The sequence below is a fragment of the Acinetobacter sp. YH12043 genome (genome assembly GCF_013419915.1).
Classification (GTDB): Bacteria; Pseudomonadota; Gammaproteobacteria; order Pseudomonadales; family Moraxellaceae; genus Acinetobacter.
The window spans coordinates 24,128-50,085 of record NZ_VOZD01000022.1 but is presented as its reverse complement, the minus strand read 5'-3'; the positions used below and the strand labels follow the sequence as shown (position 1 = coordinate 50,085).

The window sequence follows — 25,958 nt, the reverse complement described above, 5'->3', positions numbered from 1 at the left end:
CATTCAAGTTCAAATCAACTTTCTTATTTCACTATTAAAACAGCTAAAATTTATCTTTCTTCTTTTCATTATCTTTTGTTGCAATCTGAACATAAGACTCATTGCAATCTTTGAGTGCTCTAGGCACAATCAATAAGAACAACAGTATTTCGATCCTCTTTTATCCTTCACCCTCCTGATGATTTTCCAGGCTGTAAAGGCAGCAAAAAAATAGCTTTATCTCTCTTGTTCAGACCCTCATTTCCTTAGGAGATCTGTCATGACAACAATGAAAGCCATGGTGTATTACGGCGCCAATGATATTCGTTTTGAAGAACGTCCTATTCCCCAAATTCTGCAACCTACTGATGCCATTATCAAACTTAGCAAAGTCACCATTTGTGGTACCGACCTCGGGATCTGGAAAGGTAAAAACCCCGAAATTGAAGAGGTCGCAAAAGAAAAAACCGGCAGCTTTAATGGCCGGATTCTCGGTCATGAAGGTATTGGTATTGTGGAAGAAGTTGGTTCTGCAGTTCAAAACTTTAAAAAAGGTGATCGGGTGATTATTTCCTGTGTCAGCCGCTGCGGCACCTGCGAAAACTGTCAGAAACAGCTATATGCCCATTGTAGAAACGAGGGTGGCTGGATCATGGGCTATATGATTGACGGCACTCATGCCGAATATGTCCGAACCCCATTTGCCGATACTTCTCTCTATCACCTACCAGAAGGTCTGAATGAAGATGTTGCGGTCTTTCTTTCAGATATTTTACCGACCTCACATGAAATTGGTGTGCAATATGGTCAGGTCAAACCGGGAGACAATGTGGCGATTGTCGGTGCCGGCCCAATCGGCATGAGTGCCTTGCTCACTGCTCAGTTTTATTCTCCAGCCAATATCATCATGGTCGATGTCGATGATAACCGGCTGGAATTTGCCAAAACTGTCGGTGCCACCCATACCGTGAATTCAGCCAATGAGGATGCTATTCAACGTGTACTGGACCTCACTGATGGAAGAGGAGTGGACTGTGCCATTGAAGCGGTGGGCCTGGAAGCCACCTGGAATATTTGCCAGCATATTGTGAAAGAAGGCGGTCATCTGGCCAATGTCGGTGTACATGGTAAATCCGTCAATTTTGAACTGAATAAACTCTGGATTAAAAACCTGACCATCACCACTGGCCTGGTCAATACCAATACCACCGGGATGCTGCTCAAAACCTGCTGCTCCGGCAAACTGCCACTGGAAAAACTGGCCACCCATCACTTCAAGTTTGCTGAATTTGAAAAGGCCTATGATGTGTTTAAACATGCCTCTGACGAAAAGGCTTTAAAGGTCATGATTGAAATGACTTAGATCATCATTGGCAACAAAAAAGTCCGCTATGCGGACTTTTTTATTTTTTAGCATCAATTAAAAATAGGGAATATAACCACGCTGTTTATAACCTTGAGGAGAAGCAAGATTGGCCTGATTTTCATCCAGACGATAGAGCAGTTCCAGGAATCCACCCAGTTGTTCCTGTTGCAGTGCATGAGGTTCAAATTGGCCTAAACCTAAACGTGAAAATAAAGAAGAAATTTCACTATGTTTATGGACATATTTCATCGACCACTCCGAGAAATGTGGACGTTCTACCGTTGCATCCTGAAAGCGAAGCACCTGATGATGGCGTGGATCACGGCAAATACTCTGAAACAGATTTTCTACCACCTCTGCCTCACCTTCCAGACATTGAAAAAACTTGCCGTGGGAATAATATAAAACCCCGTTAATTTGGTGAGCTTTATTAAATTTTCTCGCTACAGATAATATATCGCTAAGATCCTGTAATAACTCTTGTTCAGATTCTATCCGCTCACTGGCGTAGCAAAGCTGTAGCATAAGGTCATCTCACTGAAGAAAGAATTAAAAGCATAATTTAATCAATTATTTTAATTTAAGTCGATCATTTTTTAATCAAATATCCGTTTTTGCTTACATTGTTTTAGGTTTGCTTTTCCAAAGAAAACTTCTAACAATTACCTCCTGAGAGGAAATCAATGATTTCAGATATATAGCGATAATGATGAAGGAGTGAAACCTGATGTTAAAAGATCTGATTTTCACTGTAGCGTTGTTGTGTATATGTTTTATGCTTTTGATTATGCTGAATGAGATGGCCTTGACGACCGAGACCAACATTCTGCTCAGTTCAGTTTTTGTAGGCTGGACGCTTTTACAGTTTGTTCGCCGTCGTATGTTTTTTTATATCAGTGTAAGCCTGATGATAGGAATACTTACGCTGTTAGGCAAATATGAAGAAGTGTTATGGAACAGCATAGGCCTGATGGCAGGTTATAGCGTATATAACCTGCTGCAGCGTATTTCTGTACCTGCACTTAAAGGCAAATTACAACATATCTCTATCTTGGATAAGTTTAATTCAATTGCTAAATAGCAGCTGCCACATCCTGTAGGCTGCGATCACGTTTAAACATGACATCTACATAGGAACACTGGGGAATAATTTTTAAGCTATTCTTGCGGGCAAAGTCGACCAGTACATCCAGCATTTTGCGTGCTACGCCTTGACCGCGTAAGGAATTATCTACCCAGGTATGATCAGCCACGATGGTCGATGCTTCTTGCCACTGATATGTAATTTCAGCAAGACGTCGACCATCTTCCTCCATAAAAAATACACCGCCGCGTTTTGAATCTTGATGTTGAATGTCCATACTGAAGGCTGATCTCTTAATAAAATTATTGGTTTATTTAATTTAAAACATCTTCTTAAAGAAATAATATGAATTATTGTTAAGTTTTTAATATTGGATGAAATTTTTTATTTTCTTTCATCATTTCCTGTGATTTTTTTCAAATATTGATAACTTTTTATTTCTCTATTTTGCCTGATTGAGGGTGATGCAGTTTTAGTCATCACATATCACCCCAAAAATTTAATTTTACCTACTCCCTAATTGAGAAAGACAGGATTAGAATGCAGCATCTTTTTGCATGCAACTTCGTATGTCTGACTCATCTTCCGCTTCTTCCGTCACCAAGCAATGGATTGGTGTCATCGCTTTAGCCTGCGCGGCTTTTATTTTTAACACCACCGAATTTATTCCTGTGGCATTACTGAGTGGAATCGGGCAAAGCTTTGCCATGTCCGCCACTCAGGCCGGCATCATGCTGACCATTTATGCCTGGATCGTGGCCCTACTATCTCTTCCGATCATGCTGCTCACTAAAGCCATAGAACGGCGTTTTCTACTGATGCTGGTCTTTGCGGTCTTTATTTTAAGTCATGTGCTGTCCTATTTTGCCTGGAGTTTTAGCACGCTGGTGATCAGCCGGATAGGGATTGCCATCGCACATGCCTTGTTCTGGTCGATTACCGCTTCACTCGCGGTTCGGGTCGCACCGAAAGGTAAAGAGTTTCAGGCACTCGGTTTATTGGCCACAGGAACGGCGATGGCGATGGTGCTCGGTATTCCATTTGGCCGGATGATTGGTGAGGCGTATGGCTGGCGTAATAGTTTTGCCCTGATTGCGTGTCTCGCATTGATCATTTGCCTGATTCTGGCCAAAACCTTGCCATTGCTTCCAAGTGTCAATTCAGGCTCCCTCAGCAGCTTAAAAAGCCTGATCAAACGTCCAAGCCTGATGCTAGTCTTTACCCTCACCATTCTGGTGATTACGGCGCAGTTTACCGCTTATAGCTATATTGAACCATTCTCCCTGAATATCGCCCGCTTTGATTCAGCCCAGACCACAACTTTACTTCTGGTTTATGGCGGAGCAGGATTCCTGGGTTCTTATCTGTTTGGCCGCTTTGCCGCACAGTTTCCGAAAATGACTATTCCTGCTTTTACTTTTGGACTGGTTATTTCCATGCTGCTGTTATTGCCCTTGTCGAGCACAGTCACAGGCCTCTCTGGCTTATCTCTGCTGTGGGGTTTGAGCATCATTGGTTTCAGCTTGGCTCTACAATCCAAAACCCTGAACCTAGCTGCAGATGCCACAGATGTTGCCATGGCCATTTATTCAGGCCTGTATAACGTCGGGATTGGCGGAGGAGCTTTGCTTGGCAGTATTGTCACGCTTCAGATCGGGCTATCGAGCATTGGCTGGGTAGGCGCAGGGCTGGCGATTCTTGGATTTCTGCTTAGTCTTTATTTGGTTCAGCGTTTGGACTTCCTGCCCAAAGCTGCTGATTAAACGCTGCTTTTTGTAAAATAATTTGTGATTATGCATAAAATCTGTCATGCTCATTTGATATTGAGCAATTGCTCAAACAGAATTGAGTTTGAACAAGGGGAGTAGCCTCCTCCAAACGTTTAAGAATGAAATTTTAGTTTTTGAACGTATCAGAATATCGTCATTACACTTTGCAAAAAGTCGGTATCTGAGCATCTTGAAATACTGCTGGATCTCATCCAGTAGAGCACAAAGATGTAGGCAAGACCTTGATCATGTTGTTATAGATGTATTTCATCTGACAGCAGGTCAAGGTTTTTTTATGGCCGATTGTCAGATGTGGAGAATTCCCATGGAAACAATTGGTACACCTTGGCTGTATCTGGCTTTTTTCATTATCGTTGCAGTGATGCTGGTCATCGATTTTATCGGCTTTAAGCATCAGCACGGACAGCCCACCAAAGTCCGCACTGCCGCCTACTGGAGTGTTGCCTGGGTCAGTGTAGCGACTCTGTTTGGCGGTGCATTATGGCTGTATCTGGAACAGACTTCAGGTGCTGCTCTGGCAAACCAGAAGGTGATGGAATACTTTGCCGGTTATTTGCTGGAAAAATCTCTGGCAATTGATAATGTCTTTGTCTGGCTGATGATCTTTGCTGCCTTTGCTATTCCTCCTGCACTGCAACGCCAGCTGCTGCTCTATGGCGTTTTGGGTGCCATTATTCTGCGGACCATCTTTATTTTTATTGGCGCATGGTTCGTACAGGAGTTCTCGTGGATTCTGTATATCTTCGGTGCTTTTCTGGTTTATACCGGTTTTAAATTCCTGCGCGGCCAAGGAGAAGAGCATACCGATATTGAAGATATGGCAGTTCTGAAATGGCTACGCAAACATATCCGGATTACGCCGCAAATGCGTGGCAATAAATTTTTTGTGCATCAGAACGGTGTCCTGTGGGCAACGCCATTATTTCTGGTGCTGATTCTGGTGGAAGCTTCTGATGTGATCTTTGCGGTAGACTCGATCCCAGCCATTTTCGCTGTCACCACCGATCCCTTTATTGTTTTAACAGCGAACCTGATGGCGATTCTGGGTCTGCGTGCCATGTTCTTCCTGCTCGCTGGTGCTGCATCAAAAATGTACTATCTGCCTTATGGCCTCGGGATCATTCTGGTCTTTATCGGCTTCAAGATGCTGATGCTGGAAGTATTCCATATGCCGATCTGGATTTCCCTGAGCTTTATTGTCATTGTGCTGACGATTACCGCCTGGTTATCAATCCGTCATAGCAAAAAATACAATGAAACAGCGCTATAAATAATTGCTTCGGCATTCCTGATAAGTCCGCAAAATGCGGGCTTTTTTTATTTCAGGCCAGTGATCGTTTTGGCTACTTTAATTAGCATCATTTTCTTTATTTAAATCTAATTTAAAAATCTCGTGATAATTGCTTTGATCTTGGCCGCTATTTTGCATTGTTAAAATTTGGGGATTTTTAGTTGTGTATTTCCCATACAGGCTAGAACTTTTCAGCTACAATCAATCGAAAAAATTACAAAGTGCAGGTTTTCAATGTCTTCTTACATTGCGACGACAGCTATCCGTGGTCGTTTCCTCGATATCCAGAATACAGTTGCCCAAGCACGTGAAATTCACGACCAAGTGCGTTATATAGAAGATGGTTTACTCATCATAAAAAATGGAATAATCCAGTGGTTTGGTTCCTGGCAGGAAGGTCAGCAGCAGCTCCCTGAAGGTCTGGATATTACTTATTATCCTGAACAGCTCATCATTCCGGGTATGATCGATACCCATATCCATTTCCCGCAAACTGAAATGGTCGGTGCTTATGGGGAACAGCTACTAGAATGGTTAAATACTTATACCTTCCCGACTGAGATCCAGTTTCAGGATCCGGCGTATAGCCAGAAAATTGCACAGTTCTTTATTCAGGAATTGCTGAAAAATGGTACAACCACAGCTTTGGTGTTCTGTACCGTTCATCCAGCCTCGGTAGAAGCACTGTTCGAAGCGGCTACAGCACAGAATATGCGTCTGATTGCCGGTAAAGTGCTAATGGACCGCCATGCACCTGAAGCCCTGACGGATACTGCAGAATCTGCCTATAGCGACTCTAAAGCCCTGATTGAGAAATGGCATGGTAAAGGACGTAATCTTTATGCGATTACGCCACGTTTTGCTCCGACCTCAACGCCTGAACAGCTGGAAAAAGCAGGGCAGTTAAAAGTCGAATATCCAGATGTTTATATCCATACTCATCTCAGTGAAAACAAAAATGAGATTGCCTGGGTAAAAGAACTCTTTCCGGAACGTGAAGGCTATCTGGATGTCTATCATCATTATGGACTGACCGGCGCTAAATCCGTATTTGCCCATTGTGTGCATCTGGAGGAAGGGGAGTGGGAGTGTATGCATCAAACCGACTCTGCAATTGCCTTCTGCCCAACCTCAAACCTTTTCCTGGGTAGCGGTTTGTTTCCGCTGAAGAAAGCCTGGGATAAAGGCGTGAAAGTCGGCTTGGGTACCGATATCGGGGCAGGAACCTCCTTTAACCAACTGCAAACCTTAAATGAAGCTTATAAAGTGCAACAACTGCAAGGAGAAAAACTTTCGGCTTTTGAGTCGCTATATCATGCGACCCTGGGTGGTGCGAAAGCCTTAAGTCTGGATGACCGTTTGGGGAATTTCAATGTGGGCAAAGAAGCAGACTTTGTGGTGCTGGATCTCAATGCCACCGCTTTACAACAACTACGGCAGAGCAGGGCCAAAAATATTGAAGATACCTTTTTTGCACTGACCATGCTGGGGGATGACCGTAATATTGCAGCAACCTATGTCTATGGACAGGCTGTCTATGTCAAAGCCCAATAAATCGCGTCAGCGCAGGATCATTTTGGCTGCAATCGTCGCTGTCTGTGCCTTTGCGCTGAAGAGAGATTCACAGCAGCCCGAAAATTGATTACATTTACAGCAAGTAAAACAGGTGCATCTCAAGCAAGGATGTATTAAAATTGCTGCAATTCAGGTGTTGCAGGTCAACACCTTTTTTATTTTGCTATTTTTATTTTTTAGGTATCTACCCATGACCGTTCAAATGAGCGTAATGATTTCCGCTGAAGAAATTCAAGCTAAAGTCAAAGAGCTTGGTGCTAAAATCGATGCACACTATGCCAATAGTGACAAAGAGCTTGTACTTATCGGTTTGTTACGCGGTTCAGTGATTTTCATGGCAGACTTGTGTCGTGCCATTACCAAGCCACATGAACTCGACTTCATGACTGTATCCAGCTACGGCGGCGGTACGATTTCGAGCCGTGATGTCAAAATCCTGAAAGATCTGGACGGTGAAATCCGTGGTAAAGATGTGCTGGTGGTTGAAGATATTATTGACTCAGGTAATACCTTAAGCAAAGTCCTGGAAATCCTGCAAACCCGTCAGCCAAACTCAATTGAACTGTGCACTTTGGTGAGCAAACCTTCACGTCGTGAAATCGAGCTGGAAGTAAAATTCTTGGGCTTTGAAGTCGAAGACAAGTTCATTGTTGGTTACGGTCTGGACTATGATCAAAAATACCGTCATATTCCATTTATTGGTGAAATCGGCCTTTAAGAACCGGTTTAAAAGAAGTGGCTTCGTGCCACTTTTTTTATTTCTTGAATCATTTCAGTAACACAGCAAACAAAAACGCAACAGCCCGTTGCAGGACATGACTTTTTTCAGTGCTTTTCTTGCCGCAAGATAAACCTGATGTAAAAACAAAGACATGATAACAAGGAGTATGCTGATGTGGTCAATTATCGTTGCGATTGTGGTGGGTTTTATTGCGGGTCTGGTTGCACGCGCGATTCATCCTGGTGATGACAAGGCTGGATTCATTGTTACGACCCTGTTGGGGATTGCCGGTTCACTGGTTGCGACCTTTGCCGGGCGTATGCTGGGCTTGTATTCCCAAGATTCTGCCGCAGGCTTTATTGCCTCAGTGATTGGTGCTGTAGTCATCCTATTTATCTATAATATGGTGACCAAACGCAAACGAATCTAAGCCCTGCTTAGAATAAGTTTCTTTCATAAAAAAAGAGCACTGGTTTAAGTGCTCTTTTTTTATTTATTGAGTATAGTCAGAATTTTACAGGCCGAATTCTTTGAAACCTTGTTCAATCTGTTCTGCTGGCTGAGCGCCCATGACTTTAAAACCATTCGAGAAAATAATCGCTGGTGTGCCATTTACACCGAGTGATTGTGCCAGCTGTTTATTACGTTCAATCGGGTTGGCACAGCTCTTTTTCGATTTAGGTTGTATACCTTGACCAATCAGGTCTTCCCAAGCCTGTGCTGGATTTTTTTCACAATAAACCTGTTTAGATGGCGCAATTGACTGCTGTTTTAAAGGCAGGATGAAGGTATAAATAGTGACATCTTTGAGTTTTTTCAGCTCTACTTCAAGTTGTTTACAATACGGGCAATTTGGGTCAGAAAAGATGGCAAGCTGACGTTTTCCTGTCCCTCTGACTGATTTAATCGCATCCTGTAGCGGTAACTTTTTCCAGTCGACACTGTTTTGTTTGAGTAATAAATCCTGAGTCAGATTATGCTGGTCCTGAATACGGAACATTGAACCAGCTAGGAGATGCTGGGCATCTTCATTCAGATAGACAATCTGCCCCTGCATGGAACCGCTATAGATTCCTTTCATTTCGGTAGGCTGAATATTTTCAATTTTTAGGTTGGGACTGTTTTTTGCCAGATTGGCTTTAACTGTATCCACATTGGCAAAGCTAAGGCCAGGGAAGAGGGTCAAAGCCAGCAGCATATTTCTTATTTGCATGAATGTCCTGCTCAGGTCCAAGTTAAATGTGTTTCGATTTTAGTCTTTTTAAAAAGAAAATTCTGACTATTTTATGTAGCCTGATGTTCAAATCGAACTGATCAATCAGTTATGTTTCACGTGGAACATTGACCCTTTAATGCTGATTGACTTCTACCGAGATATGCACGATTTCGTCATGAATAGAGATCGCCTCACGGATTTGATCAGCACTAATAGGGATTCCTGTTTGAACGGCAACAAAACAGGAAAATTTACCTTTACCGACTCTCGATACATGCAGGTCAGTTAAATGCAGATCATTCCCATATTCAGCAATGACTTCACGTATTTCTTCGACCACTGGGGCATCCATATCGGCATCCAGTAAAGTCTTGGCACTTTGCTTTAGCAGGCCAATCGCCCAGCGTGCAATCAGGATTGAGCCGACCAGTCCCAGTACTGCATCGAGAAAATCCCAGCCCATATATTTTCCAGCAAACAAGGCAATAATGGCCAGAACAGAAGTCACGGCATCAGCAACCACATGCAGAAAGGCCGCTTTATGGTTCAAGTCATGATGACCATGATTATTATCATGCTCGTGATGGGAATGTCCGTGATGATGATCATGGTGATGGTGCCCATCATCATGCAGCAACCAAGCACAGGCCAGATTAATCAATAGTCCTAAAATCGCGATTGGAATGGCTTGGCTATAATGAATCTGAACTGGCGAAAATAGACGTTCTACTGAATGAATCGCCATAAAACCGGCTACTACAAGCAATAAAATTGCACTGCTATAACTGGCCAGAATTTCAATCCGCCAAGTACCCATATTAAAGCGGGGATCATTCGCATAATGGCGGGCCGCTTTATAGGCAAAGTAAGCTAGTCCCAAGGCCAATACATGCGAGCCCATATGCCAGCCATCAGCAAGTAAAGCCATTGACTGGAAGATCCATCCCCCTAATACTTCCAGCACCATCATGACGGCAGTCAGAATCGTGGCAAACAGAATCTTTTTCTGTGCGAGTGGATTACCTTCATCAAATTGATGGCTGTGCGAATTGGCGGTATGTTTTTGCATAAAAGGGAACTGTTATTAATACTCCCCCCTAGTATATTTATTTTTGGAGATTTGTGGTGAGTCATGTACATGATGATAAAAAAATATTAAACCGGGTACGGCGCTTGCAAGGTCAGATGAACGCCGTAGAGCAGTCTCTCCAGAATCCTGAGACAGGCTGTATTCAGGTCCTGCAACAGGTTGCAGCCGTTAAAGGTGCCATAAACGGTTTGATGAATGAGTTGATCGAGACCCATTTAAGAGAGCATGTCATTGGAGAAGCTGTGGTTAATGAAGAAGAACTGGCTGAGTTTTTAAAATTATTAAAGCGTTATGGCTAATTGTTTAGTTCAACATTTTTGTTTTCTTTACAGCAAGATAATTGACCGCTTTTTCATCTAACCGATACACTGCCACCCATTCTCTTCTTTCTTCCACATCATTCTTTTTAAAATGTGGTGAAACTTTTACGGCAGCTACATGACAGAAAATATCTCATGGCGACCTTTCGCCATGGTCAGTCTTGCATTGATTATGGGTACCATCGGTACAGCACTGGCAAGTCCGCTTTATCCCATTTATCAACAGATCTGGCATTTATCGCCAAGCCAGATTACCTATATTTTTGTCGCCTATATGTTTGGCTGTCTGGGTACCTTGTTATTCCTGGGACGTACCAGCAACACGATTGGTTTCTTAAGAACCCTGCAAATTGGTCTGGTATTTATTAGCATTGGCTTGGTCATTTCAGTCTTTGCCGAGAATGCGCTGATTTTGTCGGTGGGTCGTTTTATCATTGGTATTGCTTCAGGTCTGATGACCACTTCAGCAATGCTAGGCATGATGCAAACCATTCCAGAAACTCATAAGCAGCTTGCACCACAACTGGTATCGATTCTGACGGCTATAGGTTTTGGTTTGGGGCCGTTTGTGGGTGGGGTAATTGCGCAGTTTTCTCAAGCTCCATTAATTACTCCATACCTCCCAATTATTCTTGGGGCAGTGCTGTGTTTTGTCGGATTATTCTGGCTAAAAACCCCTGCTTTTGAACGTCAGCCTTTTAGTATTGCACCGAAATTACTGCGTCCTGAACCTCAGTATCATGCTGTGTTCATGATTGTGGGATTAACTGCATTTAATGCCTTTGCTGCTTTCAGTTTATTTGCTTCACTGTCACCGTCTTTTGTGCAGGATATCTTGCCCTGGCATGATCCTTTGGTCAGCGGTACCGCCATTACCTGTATTTTGCTGATTTCTGCTGTGGTGCAGTTCTTTGCTAAAGCTGTTCCTGCAAAGAAATGTCTGAATATTGGCCTGATGATTATGCTGGTGAGCTTGGTTAGCCTTGCTCTTTGTATGATCCTTAAAGCAAGTATCTTGTTCTTCGCCAGTGATATCTTATTCGGGATTGGACATGGTTTTGCCTTAATGGGCGCATTCGGTGTGATTCATGCGATCACAACCTTGCAAAATCGGGCAGCCGTGATGTCGACTTACCTGTTTATTGGCTATTTGGGCACGATTGTGCCGATTATCGCGGTGGGGTATCTGGCTGATCACTTCGGCTTAGGATTTGCCGTGATCAGCTTCTGTGTAGTGATCAGTGCACTCTGTCTAATCCTTTGGCTATGGCATCAGAAACTGCAGGTAAAAGCCTGATAAAAAAGCCCACATTTGAGGGCTTTTTTATATAACTTAAGGATTATTTTCCAATACAGAATGTAATTTAAATTATATTTTTAATATAAATTAATTACTTATAAAAATAATTAAAACTCAGTGCCTAACAAGTGACTGATTATGTCATCACTAGGCACTTTTTAAGCCTGTGCCTGATCTGCTTTTGTTGTTCGATTTGGTCGCATGGGTGGGGGATGCTCAGACATTCCAGCATGATAGATCGGATACCGCGTCCATCCAATCGAGTTTTATCTATTGGGATTTTAAAGGCCAAAACCACACTTTAGCTCTCTCCCTCGCGTGCGCGCGCGTTTTATTGATTATTGTCTGACGGTATAGCGGTTTGCTGTGTTTTTTCGCTGCTCAATTTTGAGCATCGGCACTGGTGACTGTACGAAAGTTTCGTAGTGGATTACTACTACGGAAAACTCAGGTTAGCCAACGCAATTTTGCGTTGTCCTACTATAGAAAACTTTAGTTTCAAAAATACAAAACCTAATAAAACCTAATATTCAAAGATGCCATGCTGTTATCAATTGTTATGGTCTGGACTTAGTAAAACTTAGTATTGCAGACGGCGTAAATCCTAAGTAATCCTAAGGTCATAACCTGACAAAACCTGACATTTAGAACGCCGTAGCTGTAAGCAATAGTAAGTACCTTTAACTTTATTTTAACTTTTAACTCAAACAGGATTTTTTTTGCTGGTGCGGTTGGGAGTGGTCTCCGCTTTGGGCCAATCCATAAGGTATAAAATCCCCCCCTTGCTATATAATCGTATATACGATATATTAAATGAAGAATCTACTAAGGGGTATACAATGACGAACAAGACTAAAACTTATGATGCTGGTGATATGCACGACCTAGCTTCATTAGCTGAATCAGATATGAACTGGATGTGTACAGCTATCAGCCATATCAGAAAAGAAGTAATGAAGTTAAACAAGCTGGCAGAAAGTGGAAAAGAAGTCAGCCAGTATCATTTTTCTGAAATTGTTACTCAACTAGATATGTATGAATATTTAGCAGAAGACCGCCACCGCAACCATGCTAAAGGGGCAGAAGCATATAAGGCTGAGTGGGAAGCTGCCAAACAAAAGGCCAGTGCATGAACAAGCCTAACGACACGCCCAAAACTCGCTATGAGAAAAAGCGCAAGCAAAAGCTAGTCAGCTTCAATACTGAGAATCCACACGATGCCAATCTATTGGCCCATGCTAATAAACTGGATGATTTTAGCGGATGGGTTAAAGAACAATTGAATGAAGATATGAAGAAAAAGAAAGGCTCACAATAGTGGGCTTTTTTAATGCCTTAAATACACATAGTCTTATGCCATGCTTTACGCCCTTAATAATTATTTAAACCTGATCAATCCGACTGAGATAACTCACTAAGAATATCGACATGAAGTTATATTTTTTATTTGGCCGAAACATCGCATAAGGCATATCGTTTTGATGTGGTAACAGGAAATCAGATATACAAGTTTTGATGTGGTAACAGCATTTTTTTGATGTAGTAACATGGTCAACGTATATAAAATAATCAGAAGTACTGACGTGTGGTATACGGTTATAATTTTGGTATCCATCCATAAAAATAGAAATATCAACCTGTCAAAACCTGACACTTTTCCCAGTATAAAAACCTGTCAAAACCTGTTATTTGAAAGTAAGGGATAGTAAGTATTTGAACCTAACAAAACTTAACCTTTGAACCTGATAAAACCTGAAATTAGAACCCAATTAAACCCAACGATTGAGCCCGATAAAACCTATTATTTGAGCTTCAAAATACTTCAAGTTGTTATCAATTGTTATGGTTCGGACTACTACAAAACACTACCCTATTTTCCATATAAAAAACCGACATTATAGACCCCTTTATAAACACTCTATTTGTACGAAATTGCTTACATATATTATTGAAATATAAGGTTAATTATTACTTTCTACATGGTAAAATTAAGAATAAATTTTTGGTGAAAAATAGCAGTCTATTAAGGCTAATTTACTAAAAATTTTGAATAGCTAAAAAGAGGCTATTAATCACTAAAAAGTAATTTTAAAAACAGGAGAATGCTTATGCCAATTGCAGCAGCAGCAATAGGAACAAAACTTGCAGTAGGTATGGTAGGTGCCAGTGTGGTTGGTGGTGCTTTGTCCTCCAGGGCACAAAGAAAATCAGCAAATGCAGCAGCAAACGCCCAGATCGAAGCCTCTGAAATGGGGGTAGAGGAACAGCGTCGACAGTTTGATGCAGTTCAGAAGCTCTTAAAACCTTATGCGGATGCAGGCCTTAGCGGTTTGACTGGTCAGCAAGATTTGCTTGGAATCAATGGTAATACAGCCCAACAAGCAGCGATTAACAACATTAACAATAGCTCTGAAATGCAAACCTATTTGCAACAAGGTGAAAACGCCATTTTGCAGAATGCATCCGCTACTGGTGGGATACGTGGTGGCAACACTCAAGCAGCATTAGCACAGTTTAGACCGCACTTGCTTAACCAATTAATCAATCAGCGTTATCAAAATTATGCTGGATTAACATCATTGGGTCAGAACGCAGCAGCAGGGACAGGTAATGCTGGCATGCAAACAGCTAGCAATATTTCAAACCTGTATCAACAGTCTGGTGCAGCACAAGCGGGTGCGGCTTTAGCAAAAGGTCAGGCAAGTGCCGATATGTGGAATGGTGTATCACAGGCAATCGGTCAAATTAGTGGTATGAAGATGATGGGCCTATTTTGATTAAAGGCCATTTACTGATACGTACTGATACGAAATGCAGTTTCAGCAAAATGGCTATGATGCTTATATATAAAGGCTTTGATGGGGGTTTTATGGTGCTTTTTGGTGGGGTACTGTCAAGGTAAATCAGAGAAGTGCTGTATAGCTAAATTTCTCCTTTCAGATTTGGAATCTGGTAGGGTGACATTTGAAATGCGACCCTATGAAAGAGATGCTTTTAATCTAATTAGACTGCACCGATCTAAAGCTGTTTATTCTATTGTCACGATTTCCATGATAGTTGAATCTGCATGGTTATCTTGACCATTCAGCCAATAAAAAGCCCCCAATTAAGGAGGCTAGTCAATCATAGCAATTGCAGCTCATCGGCTCGAATCTCTGTTATTTCCCGATCAGTTCCTTTATTGTCTTTCCACTTCCTTGTACGCAATGAGCCCTCAATATAAACCTTGCTGCCTTTCTTGAGGTACTTACTGGCAATCTCGGCTAATCGGTTGTTAGTAGTGATTCTGTGCCATTCTGTAGCCTCTTTGCGCTCTCCAGTGGTCTTGTCTTTCCAGAACTCGGACGTTGCAACGCTGAATGTCGTAATGCTGCCACCGTTGGGAAATTGTTTAGTTTCAGGGTCACGGCCTAATACACCCATCACAGTTACTTTGTTTACGTTTGGCATTGGCTTAAATCTCTCTAAATTTTCTCAGAATGTCTATTTTTCATGGGTAACGTAGGTAACATGGGTAACATCCTTGCTATGACAGCGTTTCAGGGTGTTACCTATATTTTTTTGCTTGGGTAACGATGGGTAACATGGGTAACAAATGAGGGAAAATTTAGAACTTGTTACCTCTGTTACCTGTTACCATTTTCAATAGGTAACGCCTGAAAGCCTTTATTCATGCGGTTGTTACCTGTGTTACCTCTGTTACCTTCGTTTTTTACTATTCCCAGCTAAAAATAGCCTCTTTGACGGCGTAAACCTTCACTGCGTTTTTCCGTGATGGGATTCTTGCGGTCTTGCTGGTCTTGCCTGTGTCATGCTCAAGTAGGTTGTAAGCTAGTAAGGCCCTTGCTGCTTTGCGACTGTCATAACCTTTGCAGACTTCATTTTTAAACTGCTCAGGCAATACATAAAATATCTTTTCGCCGTTCTCTATCTTCCAGTAGCCGACACGGTTATTGATACGCTCGATATGATCGGGATCGGGTGTAATAGCTTCAAAACGGCTTGATTCATTCGCCTCAAAGAATGCCTTAACATGGGTCACAATTTCCCGATTCTCATAATCTCCGACCTGCTCAAAACTGCCCAGCCATTGATTAAATATCTTTTGTACGGCGTTAAACGCTGTGCCTGTTTTCCAGCCTGTAATATTGGCCTTTGTTGCCAGCTCTCCAGCCGTTGCCACCAATGCAAAGTAGTTAGCCACTCGGACAATATGCCCTTGCGACTGGTTCACGGTTAAGGCTTGGCGATACTGGTCTAAAAGCTCTCTAGCTTCGTCCATGCGCTCGCCTTTGTTGCTGGTCAGATACTCAAGCCATGCAATGCCAGCCACGCCGTAGCAGTCTGCCATGCGTTTACTCAGTTCAATCGCTTGCTTTGCCCCATCCTCTGCAAAGTCGATACAATCAAAAATACCGTACTCAGACTGGTCTATATCAATATCAGCCAAGCGTATTTCTTGCCCCAGCTTAGTCTTTTGGCCTTGCTCGGTCATAATGTCTTTAAGGCTTTTTTCACCACTGGATAGAAAAATAACTTTCCACTGGTGCATAGGTTTTGCTGTAATTTGCTTGGTCATTCGACCTTTACCTAAACCATTGGCAAGCATATAAACGACATTGCCTAGCTCTTTGGGGTTCGCTATCTCCCCGATTTCATCCAGCACTAAAAAGCTGTCATTGTGCATATACGCTGTATGCTCTAAGGCGTTCCCTGTGGCTCTCCATGTCCTATAAAACTGCTTTGGATTTCCCCACACGGAACTCGCAAGGTTTAAGGCTGTGCTTTTCCCTTTGGATGAACTGCCCTTGATATGAAAGCCTCCGCCTTGCTGGTTAAGAGGGTCTAGCAGTTGCCCAGCAAAGGCCGTACACAATGAAAAAGCCAACAAGCTATGATTCTCTGCCAATTGCGCTACATTACTTCGCCATTGCTCTAGTGTGCCTTTGCTTTGATAACGGTTATCTAGGGCATTGTTAGCCTGATAAACAATTAAATCACTGCTGCTTTGTCCGATCTGCTTATGAGGTAGTACAAATACGTCATCATGCCAGCCGACCCGATCCACACATAAGGCATATTGACCTGTTTGATAACTCATTAAATAGCATTGAAAAAGGTTTCTTGCTCGTTGGTCAGGTGCAATCATTACACCCTGGTAAGACAATGCTTTGCGTAGGTCTGCGCCGTCCGTCTGGAATAGCTCCATAGATAGGGCCTGTGTGTGTTCTACCTCGTTGTCATCCTTCCACTTGAGCAATACACCCCAGTTATTACTAGAATTATCCCTAGTCTTTGCAACGACCAATACAGGGCTTGAGATAAAACGCTTGTGGCTTATGCCGTTCTTATCTTCGTCAACAAAATAAAGCCCATCCTCTGTGATGTGGAAATGTCCGTTTTCCCATTTCATAGGTTTAGCCAGGTGGCCTTTGGGTAAAATACTTTTTACTGGTAAAGCCTCTATAGCTTCATCAATAAACGCCAGCACCTCACTTACACTTTCATGCTGGGTCAGTTCGATCTGAAATTCACTTACACCAATTTTTAAATACTGGCATAGCAGCCTAACAGCCGTGTTCTGCTCCAATGCTTTGAATGGCTCAAGGTGCATTTGCTCAATTCTGACAGGTAGGTAAAGCTGCTTATAACCTGCCTGTGATAGCTGATTAATAACGAACTGTATTTGTTCAAAATCAAACGGCTTGAGTTCTGTTTTATGGTTGCTGCATAGGGTAGGCAGTAGCACCAATACAACGGCGTACCCAGTCTGTGCGACCTTAAAGAAAGCCTCTAGGCTGTACGTGATAATGACAGGCTTGGCATGGTCAAAATCACCATACCTTACAAAACCTTTAGCCAGTCCATCAGGTATGACGGCCACACGCTGCCCATCCTGCATGACTGCACATTGAACAAGCTCCATTTGCCCATCATAGATAGGCATAATCAAAGGCTGTGCATAGGTAACGCCGTTTATATCCACATTGCCATCATCAACATAAATCGGCTGCTCAGGACTGCCAAAACGCTGTATTAATGGATGTGATGAATAGGCATCATTAAACGATACAAGCTGTGTACATTGCGCTAAAATATCTTTGGCTTGATCTAGTGTATCGGGGCTTTTGTGAAGTGCGTTCATAATTGCCCCTTTATGCTTGAACTAAGCGCGAAACGCCTAGCAAAACTAGAATGAAGATTACGCCGTAGAACAAGCCAAGCATAAGATCGAATAAATACTGTTTCATGCTGCCACCTGCTTAATAAGTTCATAACGCGCATTACGGCCAATACCTGAATTATTGCGCTCGTTATGGGTCACAATGTCATAGCCTGCATTTCGTAAACGCTGAATGATTGCGCTCAGGCGGTAGCAGTTGAAAAGGTCGATAGCCTCGGCCTGTGAAATGGTCTTGCCTTGCTTGAGGTGTGCTAGGACTTGTTTTAATTGGGTGTTGTTCATGTTCTTATGCTCCCATTCCTGATAGTGCATCAGTCAGCTTGTGAATCGTTCCGATATGGATTATCAGAACGTCCTTAACACCTGATTTCTTCACCATGTCAGCATGTTCACTGAGTAGCTCTTTAATCGTTCCGTTAAAGCCTTTAACCTCTAAAAACTTCATAGCTTCATCATTTACGATTAAATCTGCTTCCTGATCCGCTTGGCCAGTCGGACAATATGAAGCAAGGGCATAGGCGTATAGATCGGCTGGGTCTGTAATGCTCAAGGTTTCCAGTGCCAAGCGTAAAAAGGTATTTAGCTTGCTGGCCTCAGCCTTTAGGTAGTCATCAATTGAATAAGGCTTAGAAAATACCTCTGCACTTAATTCGGATGCTCGGATAGAAACATGGTCTAGCAGGTCAATTGCCTGTTCAATCTGTCTTGCATTGGCTTCGGTTTTAAGTTCATCAGGCAAGTAATCAAGGGCCAAGCAAGTGAAGTCAGATACATCAGTAAAAAGGCTCTTTATCTGCTCGCCGTTTCCTGCATGGCTGATCTGCTCAAGTTTGTTTTGCGCTTGCTGGGTGATGCTAATCGCATCTTGTAGAGTAATTTCCATAGCTCAAGCCTCCATCGTTGCAATGGTGGCTTTGTGGCTTGCTATGCGTTCATTAATCCACTGGTCTACATCGGATTCAATCCAGGCCACGCGACGTTCAGAAATATTGACTGCTTTCGGGAACGTGCCTTGTTGCATCATTGCGTAAATTGACGATGCACCCAAACCAGTTTTGGCCTGCACTTCTTTACGGCGGATCAGGCGTACATTTTCGATTTTTTGTTCTTTAGATAAAGTCATCTAAACATTCTCCATAATGGAAATGCCTAGACACAAAATAGGGAATAGAAAAGTAATTAAGAGGGAAAAACTAAGTTTTATTAATCAGATATAGCAGCATATAGCTGTTCAATAGATTCTAATGACTAACAACAAATGTTCAGTTTAGTAAACAATATGTTGACTTATGCCATGTTTGAACTACTATAAATACTGTTAAACCAATTTAACAAAATTAGTTTTTAATCGTTTTACATTTCTAAAGTTCCTTTAGTTTTGTGCCTGTCACGGCGGTTAAAAACATTTGGTGATTTTGCGACTGCAATCGCTTGTCACCACGGAAAAAGGTTAGCACTGCAATGCTGGCCTTTTTTTGTTTGTGGGTCTAAATACACCTTTAAAAAGGTATGATAGACATTCATTAAGTTCCTAATAAATACATTGGAACTCTATGTTTTACTTTATAAGAGTTTTGCTTAAATGGCTACCTCTTTACCCAACAAGCGCGACATCTTCAGTAACACCTCACTACTTAAATAATTCACTTTTGAATAACAGTACTATTAAAAAAATATAACCTGAGTTATAGGCTTTAAACTTCAATTTAACTCTATTTAATTCGGTTTAAGTCGTTTTACCTCACTTTTGCTATAAATCTAATATAACCAAAGTTATAAATTGAATAGCATTACTATTAGTCATATATGAATAATTAATAATTCAGCAAGTTACAATTAGATACAATTAAGCACCTTTAGCCTGATTAAAAAAGATCAGATTCGGTTCATAAATCACACTAAAAATATGATTACTCCATTTCTGCATCATCTCTGTGCGTTCTTTTTCATACTTGGCTTTGTTATATACACCCCTTACACCTTTGGCCGTATGGTTTAAACAAGCCTCGATTGCATCACTATTAAAACCTTGCTCGTTTAAATGGGTGCTGGCCGTTCTTCTCAAGTCATGCACGGTAAACGGTGGCAAGTCTGTTAGTGCCAGTGCTGCCTTTTGCGCCGTATTAAATGCGTTATGGCTGATATGAGTACCTGGCTTTCTGCCTACAAATACAAAAGGCTCATTGCCTGCAATCGCTTTGAGTTCCTTAAATATCTCCATCACCTGATCCGACATATAAACGACCATTTCACGGCTATGGCCTGTCGCACTGTCGGCCTTTGTTTCAGGGATAAGCCATATACGGCTATCAAAGTCGATATGCTCCCATTTAGCCCTCAATAGCTCTGACTTTCTAACCAATGTCAGCAATGACAGCAAAAGGCCCAGCTTTCTAGGTCTATAGATTCTCGAATTTAGTAAGGTGGTGTAATAGGTACGGATTTCATTTGTACTTAAATATCTATCTCTAGGCTTTGCCTTGTGTACGTGCCGTGATGGGATAGCCAAAACAGGGTTATATGGTACAAGGCCCAAAGTCATTGCATAATCAAACATGCGCTTTAACAAGCCTCTGACTTGGTTAGCTGCTGCATCATATCCCTGTTCTTTTTTACGCCATATAGTACGGCGTATATCTTCAATACTGATCTGATCTAATGGAATATGGCCCATCATCGGATAAATATCATTGCTCAGGCATAAAACCATGTTGTAAGGGTCTTTGCGGTCTTTTTTAATGACTTCTTTTAAATAGCGTTCGCCGTAGTCCTTGAACAAAATACCTTTAGGTTTGGTCTTATCTTGTTTTGGTGAAATACCTTTAGCCACCAATGAGGCGGATTCATCCCTGATCTGTCTAGCATCCTTCAATGACAAGTCAGGATAACGACCTATAACAAGCCGTTCTTGCTTGCCTGCCAGTGAGTAACGATAGTGCCATGACTTAACGCCTGATTCCTTCACCTCAATAAACAGGCCATTATTCAGCTTGTCTTTAACTGAATATCGCTTGTCTTGTGGTTTCAGGTTTTGAATCTCTCTATCAGTAGAGAAAAACAGGCCGTTCATTTTTGGCATTACTCTAGTCACTCAGGCATGAAAATAAGGTTTTATTGTCACGTAGCTAGTAGGTGACTAAAAAAATCATAGCACTAGATGAACGTATAGAACATATTGGAACAATAAAAAGACATAAAAAAAGCACTAAGCTATTAAAACTTAATGCTATTTAATTATCATTGGAACTTATTAGAATTTACTGGAATATAGGCTTAAATTGAAATTACTTTCCAATACAGAACGATCCAAAGATCTTGCCCAGCAGGTCATCCGCACTAAAGTCACCCGTAATTTCGCCCAGCGCATTCTGTGCCAGACGTAAAGACTCTGCGACCAGTTCACCTGCGTTATACACTACAAGTTGCTCACGGGCTTCAGCTAGGTACATCTGAGTGCGCTTCATTGCGTCTAAATGGCGGGTACGGGCAATAAAGGTATCTTCTTCAGGCTGGAAGCCTGCATGCGCCGTAATCGCATCTATGAGCGACTGGACGCCAGTTTCTTGCTTGGCTGAAACGGTAATGTGACGGAAGCCCTTAAAATCCCCCATGACAGCATCGGCACCGGTCAAATCGGCTTTATTCCCAATCAGGATCAGACGTTTTGGCTCGAGATGCTCGGCAAAATATTCTTGAGCGAGTTGTAATGGGTCATCACCTTGGCTCAGGTCATAAACCAGCAACAGCAGATCGGCCTGTTCAATTTCTTTAATCGCGCGGCGAATGCCTTCTTTTTCCACGATATCGCCGGTTTCCCGCAGACCAGCAGTATCGGTCAGGGTAATCGGCAGGCCATTCAATGTGATCTTTTCATGCAATACATCACGGGTTGTCCCTGCAATATCGGTCACAATCGCACGTTCATTACCTGCTAGGGCATTGAGCAAGGAAGATTTACCTGCATTCGGTTTACCGGCAATCACCACTTGTAGACCTTCGCGCAGTAACTGCCCCTGACGTGCAGATTGCTGAACCTGAGTGACGGCATTCGCCACGCCATCCAGCAGATTTAAAATCTTGCCATCCGCCAGGAAGTCGATTTCTTCTTCAGGAAAATCAATCGCCGCTTCGACATGCAAACGCAAATGAATCAGCTGTTCTAATACCGTATTGACCTTAGTCGAGAATGCCCCTTGCAGCGAACGGACTGCAGACCGGGCAGCCGCTTGGGAGGTCGCATCAATCAGATCGGCAATGGCTTCAGCCTGTACCAGATCCAGCTTGCCATTCTCAAAGGCACGCATCGAGAATTCACCGGCTTTGGCTGCAGTGGCACCCAGTTCCAGCAAACGGCCCAACAGGGCATTCTGAATCACCGGGCCACCATGACCTTGCAGTTCTACTACATCTTCACCAGTAAAGGAATTCGGATTCGGGAAGCAGATCACCAGACCTTCGTCCATCACTTCACCAGCTGCATCATAGAACTGACGGAACCCGGCAAAACGGGCTTTGGGCAAATCTTTTTGGCTCAAGGCCTGGGCAATTTCATAAGACTTGGGACCCGACAGGCGAATGACACCTACACCGCCACGTCCTGGGGGAGTTGCAATCGCAGCAATCGTAGTTCGGTCGAGCATAACATTCACCTAGAAAAACTTAAAAATACAGCAAAAAAAATCCGCTCAAGATTACCATCTTAAGCGGATTTATTCAGCCCATCAGTACAACTTAGTTGACTGGTGTTGCCTCATCGCGTTTAGCACGGTCTTTGGCAACAGACTTGTTGATCAGTGTTTGCTGCAAGATCGTGATCAAGTTGTTCACAATCCAGTACAACACCAGACCTGCCGGGAAGAACAGCAAGAATACTGTAAAGATCACTGGCATAATCTTGAACACTTTCGCCTGCATTGGATCAGTTGGCTGCGGATTCAGCATCTGCTGAATATACATGGTCGCACCCATGATCAATGGCAGGATGAACCAAGGATCCATTGAAGATAAATCCTGAATCCAGAACATCCATGGTGCATGACGCAGTTCTACAGATTCCATCAATACCCAGTACAGTGCCAGGAAAATTGGCATTTGCAGTAACAATGGTAAACAGCCAGCAAGTGGATTCACCTGCTCACGTTTGTACAGTGCCATCATTTCCTGAGAGAAGCGCATACGGTCTTCACCAAACTCTTCTTTCATGCGTTGCATTTCAGGTGCAATCACACGCATTTTCGCCATAGAGCGGTAGCTCTTCGACGACAATGGCCACAGGATCAGTTTCACCAGTACGGTTAACAGGATGATTGCCCAACCCCAGTTACCCACTAGACCATGGAAGAGCTCAAGACCAACAAACAGCAGTTTGGCAATTGGCCATAACCAGCCATAATCTACAGTCTGGTTCAGACCAGTCGCTAGGTCTTTCAGCTCCGATTGAACTTTTGGACCAGAGTAGAAGGTCGCATCGATTTCAGCTACGGTGCCTGCAGGCACATTGAAAGTTGGAGAAGTAAAACCAATGATATTCATGTTATCAGTTGATTTACGTGATTCCAGCTTCGCACTGTAGGCTTCACCATTGGCTTGAGTCAATTTCAGGTTACCTGGCACCCAGGCACTCACGAAGTAGTGCTGAACCATTGCAACCCAGCCACCTTTGGCTTCGGTATTCAGTTTTTCTTCAACAAAGTTGTCAAATTTTAACTTGTTGTAGTTTTCATCCGGTGTACCCCAAGCGCCGCCCAGGAACGTTCCCAGTGTGAAGATACCCTGATCAGATTTACCTGGATCTTCGGAATTGTCACGTTTGATCTGACCGAACATCTGACCTTGCCAGGTCTGGCCGCTGCGGTTGACCACTTTGTGATTCACAACTACCGGATATTCACCTTCAGTAAAGTTGAAGGTTTTAATGACTTCTACACCATCAGCCGTTTTAAAGACCATAGGTACAGAAAGTACTTTGACAGTTTCGCCATCTTTATTTTTAGCGGCTTTGGCATCTGCCAGTGTATAAACCGTTTTTTCCAGCTCATAGGTTGGACGGCCATTACGGCTGCTGTCCGGTCCATTCAGACCGATCAGACCCGACTGGGCGACATAAGTCCGTTTCGCATCGCTTTCCAGCATGACGAACGGTTCATCGCTGTCTTTATTCTTGTCATGATTGAGTAATTCAACACGAACAATATCACCACCTTTAGGATTGATCCAAAGATGATAAAGGTCAGTTTGTACTGAAATAAGCTGCTGACTTACAGGTGCGGTGGCATCCGTTGCTTGCTGCGCTGGCATATTTGCTTGTGGCAGATCAGAGGCGGTCGTCGCCGTCTGAGCATTTGGCAAATCTGCAGATACTTCATGTGAAACAACCGCAGCTTCTTGCTGTGGTTTGGTTTCAGCATTGCCATAATCTTTTTGCCACGCCAAAATGAGCAAATATGCGACAACAAACATGGCTCCGAGAATTGCAATCCTGGCCCATTGTTGCATATGTATTACCCCAAGTGGTTAGAGTGATTTTGGTTCAATAAACGATCACGAAAGGGTACAGCAACGTGAAGCGTTTGAGAATCTATTTGCTGAAATGAAATAAAACGAATCGCTTTCGGGGGAACCGGATCATATCCAGAGCCACCCCACGGATGACAACGGCAAATACGCTTAGTAGCCAGCCACACACCACGTACAGCTCCATGTGTATGGACTGCTTCCAAGGAATATTGAGAACATGTTGGAATATAACGACAGCGTGGTCCCAATAAAGGACTAATCGCAATCTGATAGAAACGTATTAACCAATGCAGTAAACGTACCATTGGCCATCTCTACTTTTGTGGGGAGGATGATGCTATTTTGGAATGCTTTTTGGCAAGACGGTTGAGTTTCTGCCAGGCAAATTGTAATTGCTGATGCAACTCTGCGTTCGGCACTGCTTCTATACCTACTTTAGGCATAACCACAATATCCAAATCATCTAGTTGCTGTTGATGCAGGCGAAAACTTTCGCGAGCAAGTCGTTTTACTCGATTTCGTTCGTGCGCACGGCGCACTTTTTTCTTGGCAACAACTAAACCCAAACGGCTGTTTGGCAGTTCGGAATGTTTTGCAAGAAAAAGGAAATGGGGTTGATGCACTTTAAAAAGCGCACCATCAAAGACTCCTTTATAATCTGCAGCACAGCGTAAACGAAGCTCTGTACCAAAACTATAAAGTGTAGTCATAACACCCAAAATCGGCAAAGCCTAACTGATTAAACAGTTAAGCTGTGACGACCTTTTGCACGACGGCGAGCTAGAACTTGACGACCAGCTTTAGTAGCCATACGAGCACGGAAACCATGAACGCGTTTACGCTTTAATTCAGATGGTTGGAATGTACGTTTCATATTGAAACTCCAAAAATGATCTTTCTATAAAGGTCCGCGATTTTAGTGCTCATTGCTTGAGCTGTCAATGCAAAAGCCACTTTCTTTTCAAATAAGACTGAAATCAAAATTGTAAATAGGGATTAAAAAAATTGTATTCAAATACCTATATATAAGTTAACCACAATATAACTATTTGTTTTAAAATTAAATATAAGTTATTAACACTTATATCAACATAGTTATCCACAACTTATGTGAAATCTAAATTTAACCCATGAGTTTTGAATTTAAATTTAAACTTTTCTTAGTTATCCACAAAAGAACCGAATCTTATAAATAAATTCAAATTTATAAATTTAAATTTATTACTATTAGGATGGACTTTTTCTGTGGAAAAGCTAATTTTGTATTAAATAAACAAAAACTTAGTTTGTGGATAAAACTGTTTTTATTAATTTTATACTTTGTGGATAACTTTGTGTTATATTTTATCCACAGCTTGCGGATAAACTTATCCACACCAGCTTTTTAAATTTAAATTTATCCACCATGACTGCTTTTTGCGCAAAATCTGTGGAAATTGCCATGACAGATGTGGATAACTTGGTTAGAATGGCGACCCGCTTTGGTCGCGGTCAGCCTTTTTGATTAACAATGGAATGAATAGGGG

The 25,958-nt window shown here is 42.4% G+C and carries 26 protein-coding genes and 1 pseudogene; 12 read left to right on the top strand and 15 right to left on the bottom strand.

All coding sequences use genetic code 11. From position 1 onward, the window contains the following. Window positions 1-259 precede the first annotated feature (259 nt). Window positions 260-1,342, top strand: a complete 1,083-nt coding sequence (locus tag FTU01_RS11450) for a zinc-dependent alcohol dehydrogenase family protein (protein ID WP_166139256.1) — start codon at window positions 260-262, stop codon at window positions 1,340-1,342. A gap of 57 nt (window positions 1,343-1,399) precedes the next feature. Here FTU01_RS11450 and FTU01_RS11445 read toward each other — a convergent pair whose 3' ends face one another. Continuing rightward, complete coding sequence (locus tag FTU01_RS11445) at window positions 1,400-1,870, bottom strand: BLUF domain-containing protein (protein WP_180012271.1); 471 nt, start codon at window positions 1,868-1,870, stop codon at window positions 1,400-1,402. 202 nt (window positions 1,871-2,072) lie between these two features. Between FTU01_RS11445 and FTU01_RS11440 the strand changes: the two genes are divergently transcribed. Then, the gene (locus tag FTU01_RS11440; protein ID WP_180139159.1) at window positions 2,073-2,426 is read left to right on the top strand and encodes a hypothetical protein; all 354 of its coding nucleotides are present in this window, start codon (window positions 2,073-2,075) and stop codon (window positions 2,424-2,426) included. On the opposite strand, the gene FTU01_RS11435 is transcribed toward FTU01_RS11440, so the two are convergent. Next, window positions 2,419-2,706, bottom strand: a complete 288-nt coding sequence (locus tag FTU01_RS11435) for a GNAT family N-acetyltransferase (protein ID WP_004780333.1) — start codon at window positions 2,704-2,706, stop codon at window positions 2,419-2,421. The two genes, FTU01_RS11440 and FTU01_RS11435, sit on opposite strands and share 8 nt — an antisense overlap. 292 nt (window positions 2,707-2,998) lie before the next feature. Between FTU01_RS11435 and FTU01_RS11430 the strand changes: the two genes are divergently transcribed. From FTU01_RS11430 to FTU01_RS11410, 5 genes are all read left to right on the top strand, one after another. Continuing rightward, window positions 2,999-4,192: a sugar transporter gene (locus FTU01_RS11430; RefSeq protein ID WP_180139174.1), complete on the top strand. Its 1,194-nt coding sequence runs from the start codon at window positions 2,999-3,001 to the stop codon at window positions 4,190-4,192. Window positions 4,193-4,523: 331 nt separating this feature from the next. Then, window positions 4,524-5,489 carry a TerC family protein gene (locus FTU01_RS11425; protein ID WP_180053994.1) on the top strand — a complete coding sequence of 322 codons (966 nt, stop codon included), beginning with the start codon at window positions 4,524-4,526 and terminating at the stop codon, window positions 5,487-5,489. A gap of 255 nt (window positions 5,490-5,744) precedes the next feature. After that, window positions 5,745-7,064 (top strand): guanine deaminase, encoded by a 1,320-nt coding sequence (guaD, locus tag FTU01_RS11420; protein ID WP_180139155.1) that lies wholly within the window; start codon window positions 5,745-5,747, stop codon window positions 7,062-7,064. A 211-nt stretch (window positions 7,065-7,275) separates the two neighbouring features. Then, the gene (hpt, locus tag FTU01_RS11415; protein WP_004780337.1) at window positions 7,276-7,803 is read left to right on the top strand and encodes a hypoxanthine phosphoribosyltransferase; all 528 of its coding nucleotides are present in this window, start codon (window positions 7,276-7,278) and stop codon (window positions 7,801-7,803) included. 175 nt (window positions 7,804-7,978) lie between these two features. Next, window positions 7,979-8,236 (top strand): GlsB/YeaQ/YmgE family stress response membrane protein, encoded by a 258-nt coding sequence (locus FTU01_RS11410; RefSeq protein WP_034171345.1) that lies wholly within the window; start codon window positions 7,979-7,981, stop codon window positions 8,234-8,236. 84 nt (window positions 8,237-8,320) lie between these two features. Here FTU01_RS11410 and FTU01_RS11405 read toward each other — a convergent pair whose 3' ends face one another. Together FTU01_RS11405 and dmeF are read right to left on the bottom strand one after the other, a co-directional pair. After that, window positions 8,321-9,019 carry a DsbC family protein gene (locus FTU01_RS11405; protein WP_180025583.1) on the bottom strand — a complete coding sequence of 233 codons (699 nt, stop codon included), beginning with the start codon at window positions 9,017-9,019 and terminating at the stop codon, window positions 8,321-8,323. 136 nt (window positions 9,020-9,155) lie between these two features. After that, window positions 9,156-10,091 (bottom strand): CDF family Co(II)/Ni(II) efflux transporter DmeF, encoded by a 936-nt coding sequence (gene dmeF / locus FTU01_RS11400; protein ID WP_180139152.1) that lies wholly within the window; start codon window positions 10,089-10,091, stop codon window positions 9,156-9,158. Window positions 10,092-10,147: 56 nt separating this feature from the next. Between dmeF and FTU01_RS11395 the strand changes: the two genes are divergently transcribed. From FTU01_RS11395 to FTU01_RS11375, 5 genes are all read left to right on the top strand, one after another. Further along, entirely contained in the window at window positions 10,148-10,411 is a 264-nt protein-coding gene (locus tag FTU01_RS11395) for a metal/formaldehyde-sensitive transcriptional repressor (RefSeq protein WP_180018418.1), read from the top strand. Between the two features lie 172 nt (window positions 10,412-10,583). Next, window positions 10,584-11,729, top strand: a complete 1,146-nt coding sequence (locus FTU01_RS11390) for an MFS transporter (RefSeq protein ID WP_180139171.1) — start codon at window positions 10,584-10,586, stop codon at window positions 11,727-11,729. Window positions 11,730-12,571: 842 nt separating this feature from the next. Beyond that, window positions 12,572-12,865 (top strand): hypothetical protein, encoded by a 294-nt coding sequence (locus FTU01_RS11385; RefSeq protein WP_180139149.1) that lies wholly within the window; start codon window positions 12,572-12,574, stop codon window positions 12,863-12,865. Continuing rightward, window positions 12,862-13,050, top strand: a complete 189-nt coding sequence (locus tag FTU01_RS11380; RefSeq protein ID WP_180139146.1) for a hypothetical protein — start codon at window positions 12,862-12,864, stop codon at window positions 13,048-13,050. Before FTU01_RS11385 ends, FTU01_RS11380 begins: the two co-directional genes overlap by 4 nt. A gap of 790 nt (window positions 13,051-13,840) precedes the next feature. Continuing rightward, window positions 13,841-14,509 (top strand): hypothetical protein, encoded by a 669-nt coding sequence (locus tag FTU01_RS11375; RefSeq protein ID WP_257233678.1) that lies wholly within the window; start codon window positions 13,841-13,843, stop codon window positions 14,507-14,509. 349 nt (window positions 14,510-14,858) lie between these two features. Here the strand turns inward: FTU01_RS11375 and ssb are convergent. The 11 genes and pseudogenes from ssb to rpmH all read right to left on the bottom strand — a co-directional run. Next, window positions 14,859-15,182 (bottom strand): annotated as a pseudogene (gene ssb / locus FTU01_RS11370) (single-stranded DNA-binding protein); the annotation flags it as partial. Between the two features lie 265 nt (window positions 15,183-15,447). Further along, window positions 15,448-17,877 (bottom strand): DUF927 domain-containing protein, encoded by a 2,430-nt coding sequence (locus tag FTU01_RS11365; RefSeq protein ID WP_180139140.1) that lies wholly within the window; start codon window positions 17,875-17,877, stop codon window positions 15,448-15,450. 102 nt (window positions 17,878-17,979) lie between these two features. Beyond that, entirely contained in the window at window positions 17,980-18,198 is a 219-nt protein-coding gene (locus FTU01_RS11360) for a helix-turn-helix domain-containing protein (protein ID WP_180139138.1), read from the bottom strand. A 4-nt stretch (window positions 18,199-18,202) separates the two neighbouring features. Continuing rightward, entirely contained in the window at window positions 18,203-18,799 is a 597-nt protein-coding gene (locus tag FTU01_RS11355; RefSeq protein WP_180139135.1) for a hypothetical protein, read from the bottom strand. Between the two features lie 3 nt (window positions 18,800-18,802). Then, on the bottom strand, window positions 18,803-19,039 hold the full coding sequence (locus tag FTU01_RS11350; RefSeq protein ID WP_004814006.1) for an AlpA family transcriptional regulator: 237 nt from the start codon (window positions 19,037-19,039) through the stop codon (window positions 18,803-18,805). Between the two features lie 723 nt (window positions 19,040-19,762). Beyond that, the gene (locus FTU01_RS11345) at window positions 19,763-20,995 is read right to left on the bottom strand and encodes a tyrosine-type recombinase/integrase (RefSeq protein ID WP_180139132.1); all 1,233 of its coding nucleotides are present in this window, start codon (window positions 20,993-20,995) and stop codon (window positions 19,763-19,765) included. Between the two features lie 205 nt (window positions 20,996-21,200). After that, window positions 21,201-22,556 (bottom strand): tRNA uridine-5-carboxymethylaminomethyl(34) synthesis GTPase MnmE, encoded by a 1,356-nt coding sequence (gene mnmE / locus FTU01_RS11340; RefSeq protein WP_125279429.1) that lies wholly within the window; start codon window positions 22,554-22,556, stop codon window positions 21,201-21,203. Between the two features lie 91 nt (window positions 22,557-22,647). Then, window positions 22,648-24,411, bottom strand: a complete 1,764-nt coding sequence (gene yidC / locus FTU01_RS11335; RefSeq protein WP_180139128.1) for a membrane protein insertase YidC — start codon at window positions 24,409-24,411, stop codon at window positions 22,648-22,650. Between the two features lie 5 nt (window positions 24,412-24,416). Beyond that, window positions 24,417-24,737 carry a membrane protein insertion efficiency factor YidD gene (gene yidD / locus FTU01_RS11330; protein ID WP_005233127.1) on the bottom strand — a complete coding sequence of 107 codons (321 nt, stop codon included), beginning with the start codon at window positions 24,735-24,737 and terminating at the stop codon, window positions 24,417-24,419. Window positions 24,738-24,746: 9 nt separating this feature from the next. Then, window positions 24,747-25,142: a ribonuclease P protein component gene (rnpA, locus tag FTU01_RS11325; protein ID WP_034706193.1), complete on the bottom strand. Its 396-nt coding sequence runs from the start codon at window positions 25,140-25,142 to the stop codon at window positions 24,747-24,749. 29 nt (window positions 25,143-25,171) lie between these two features. Continuing rightward, a complete protein-coding gene (rpmH, locus tag FTU01_RS11320; RefSeq protein WP_000831329.1) occupies window positions 25,172-25,306 on the bottom strand; it encodes a 50S ribosomal protein L34 in 135 nt (44 codons plus the stop codon). Window positions 25,307-25,958 lie beyond the last annotated feature (652 nt).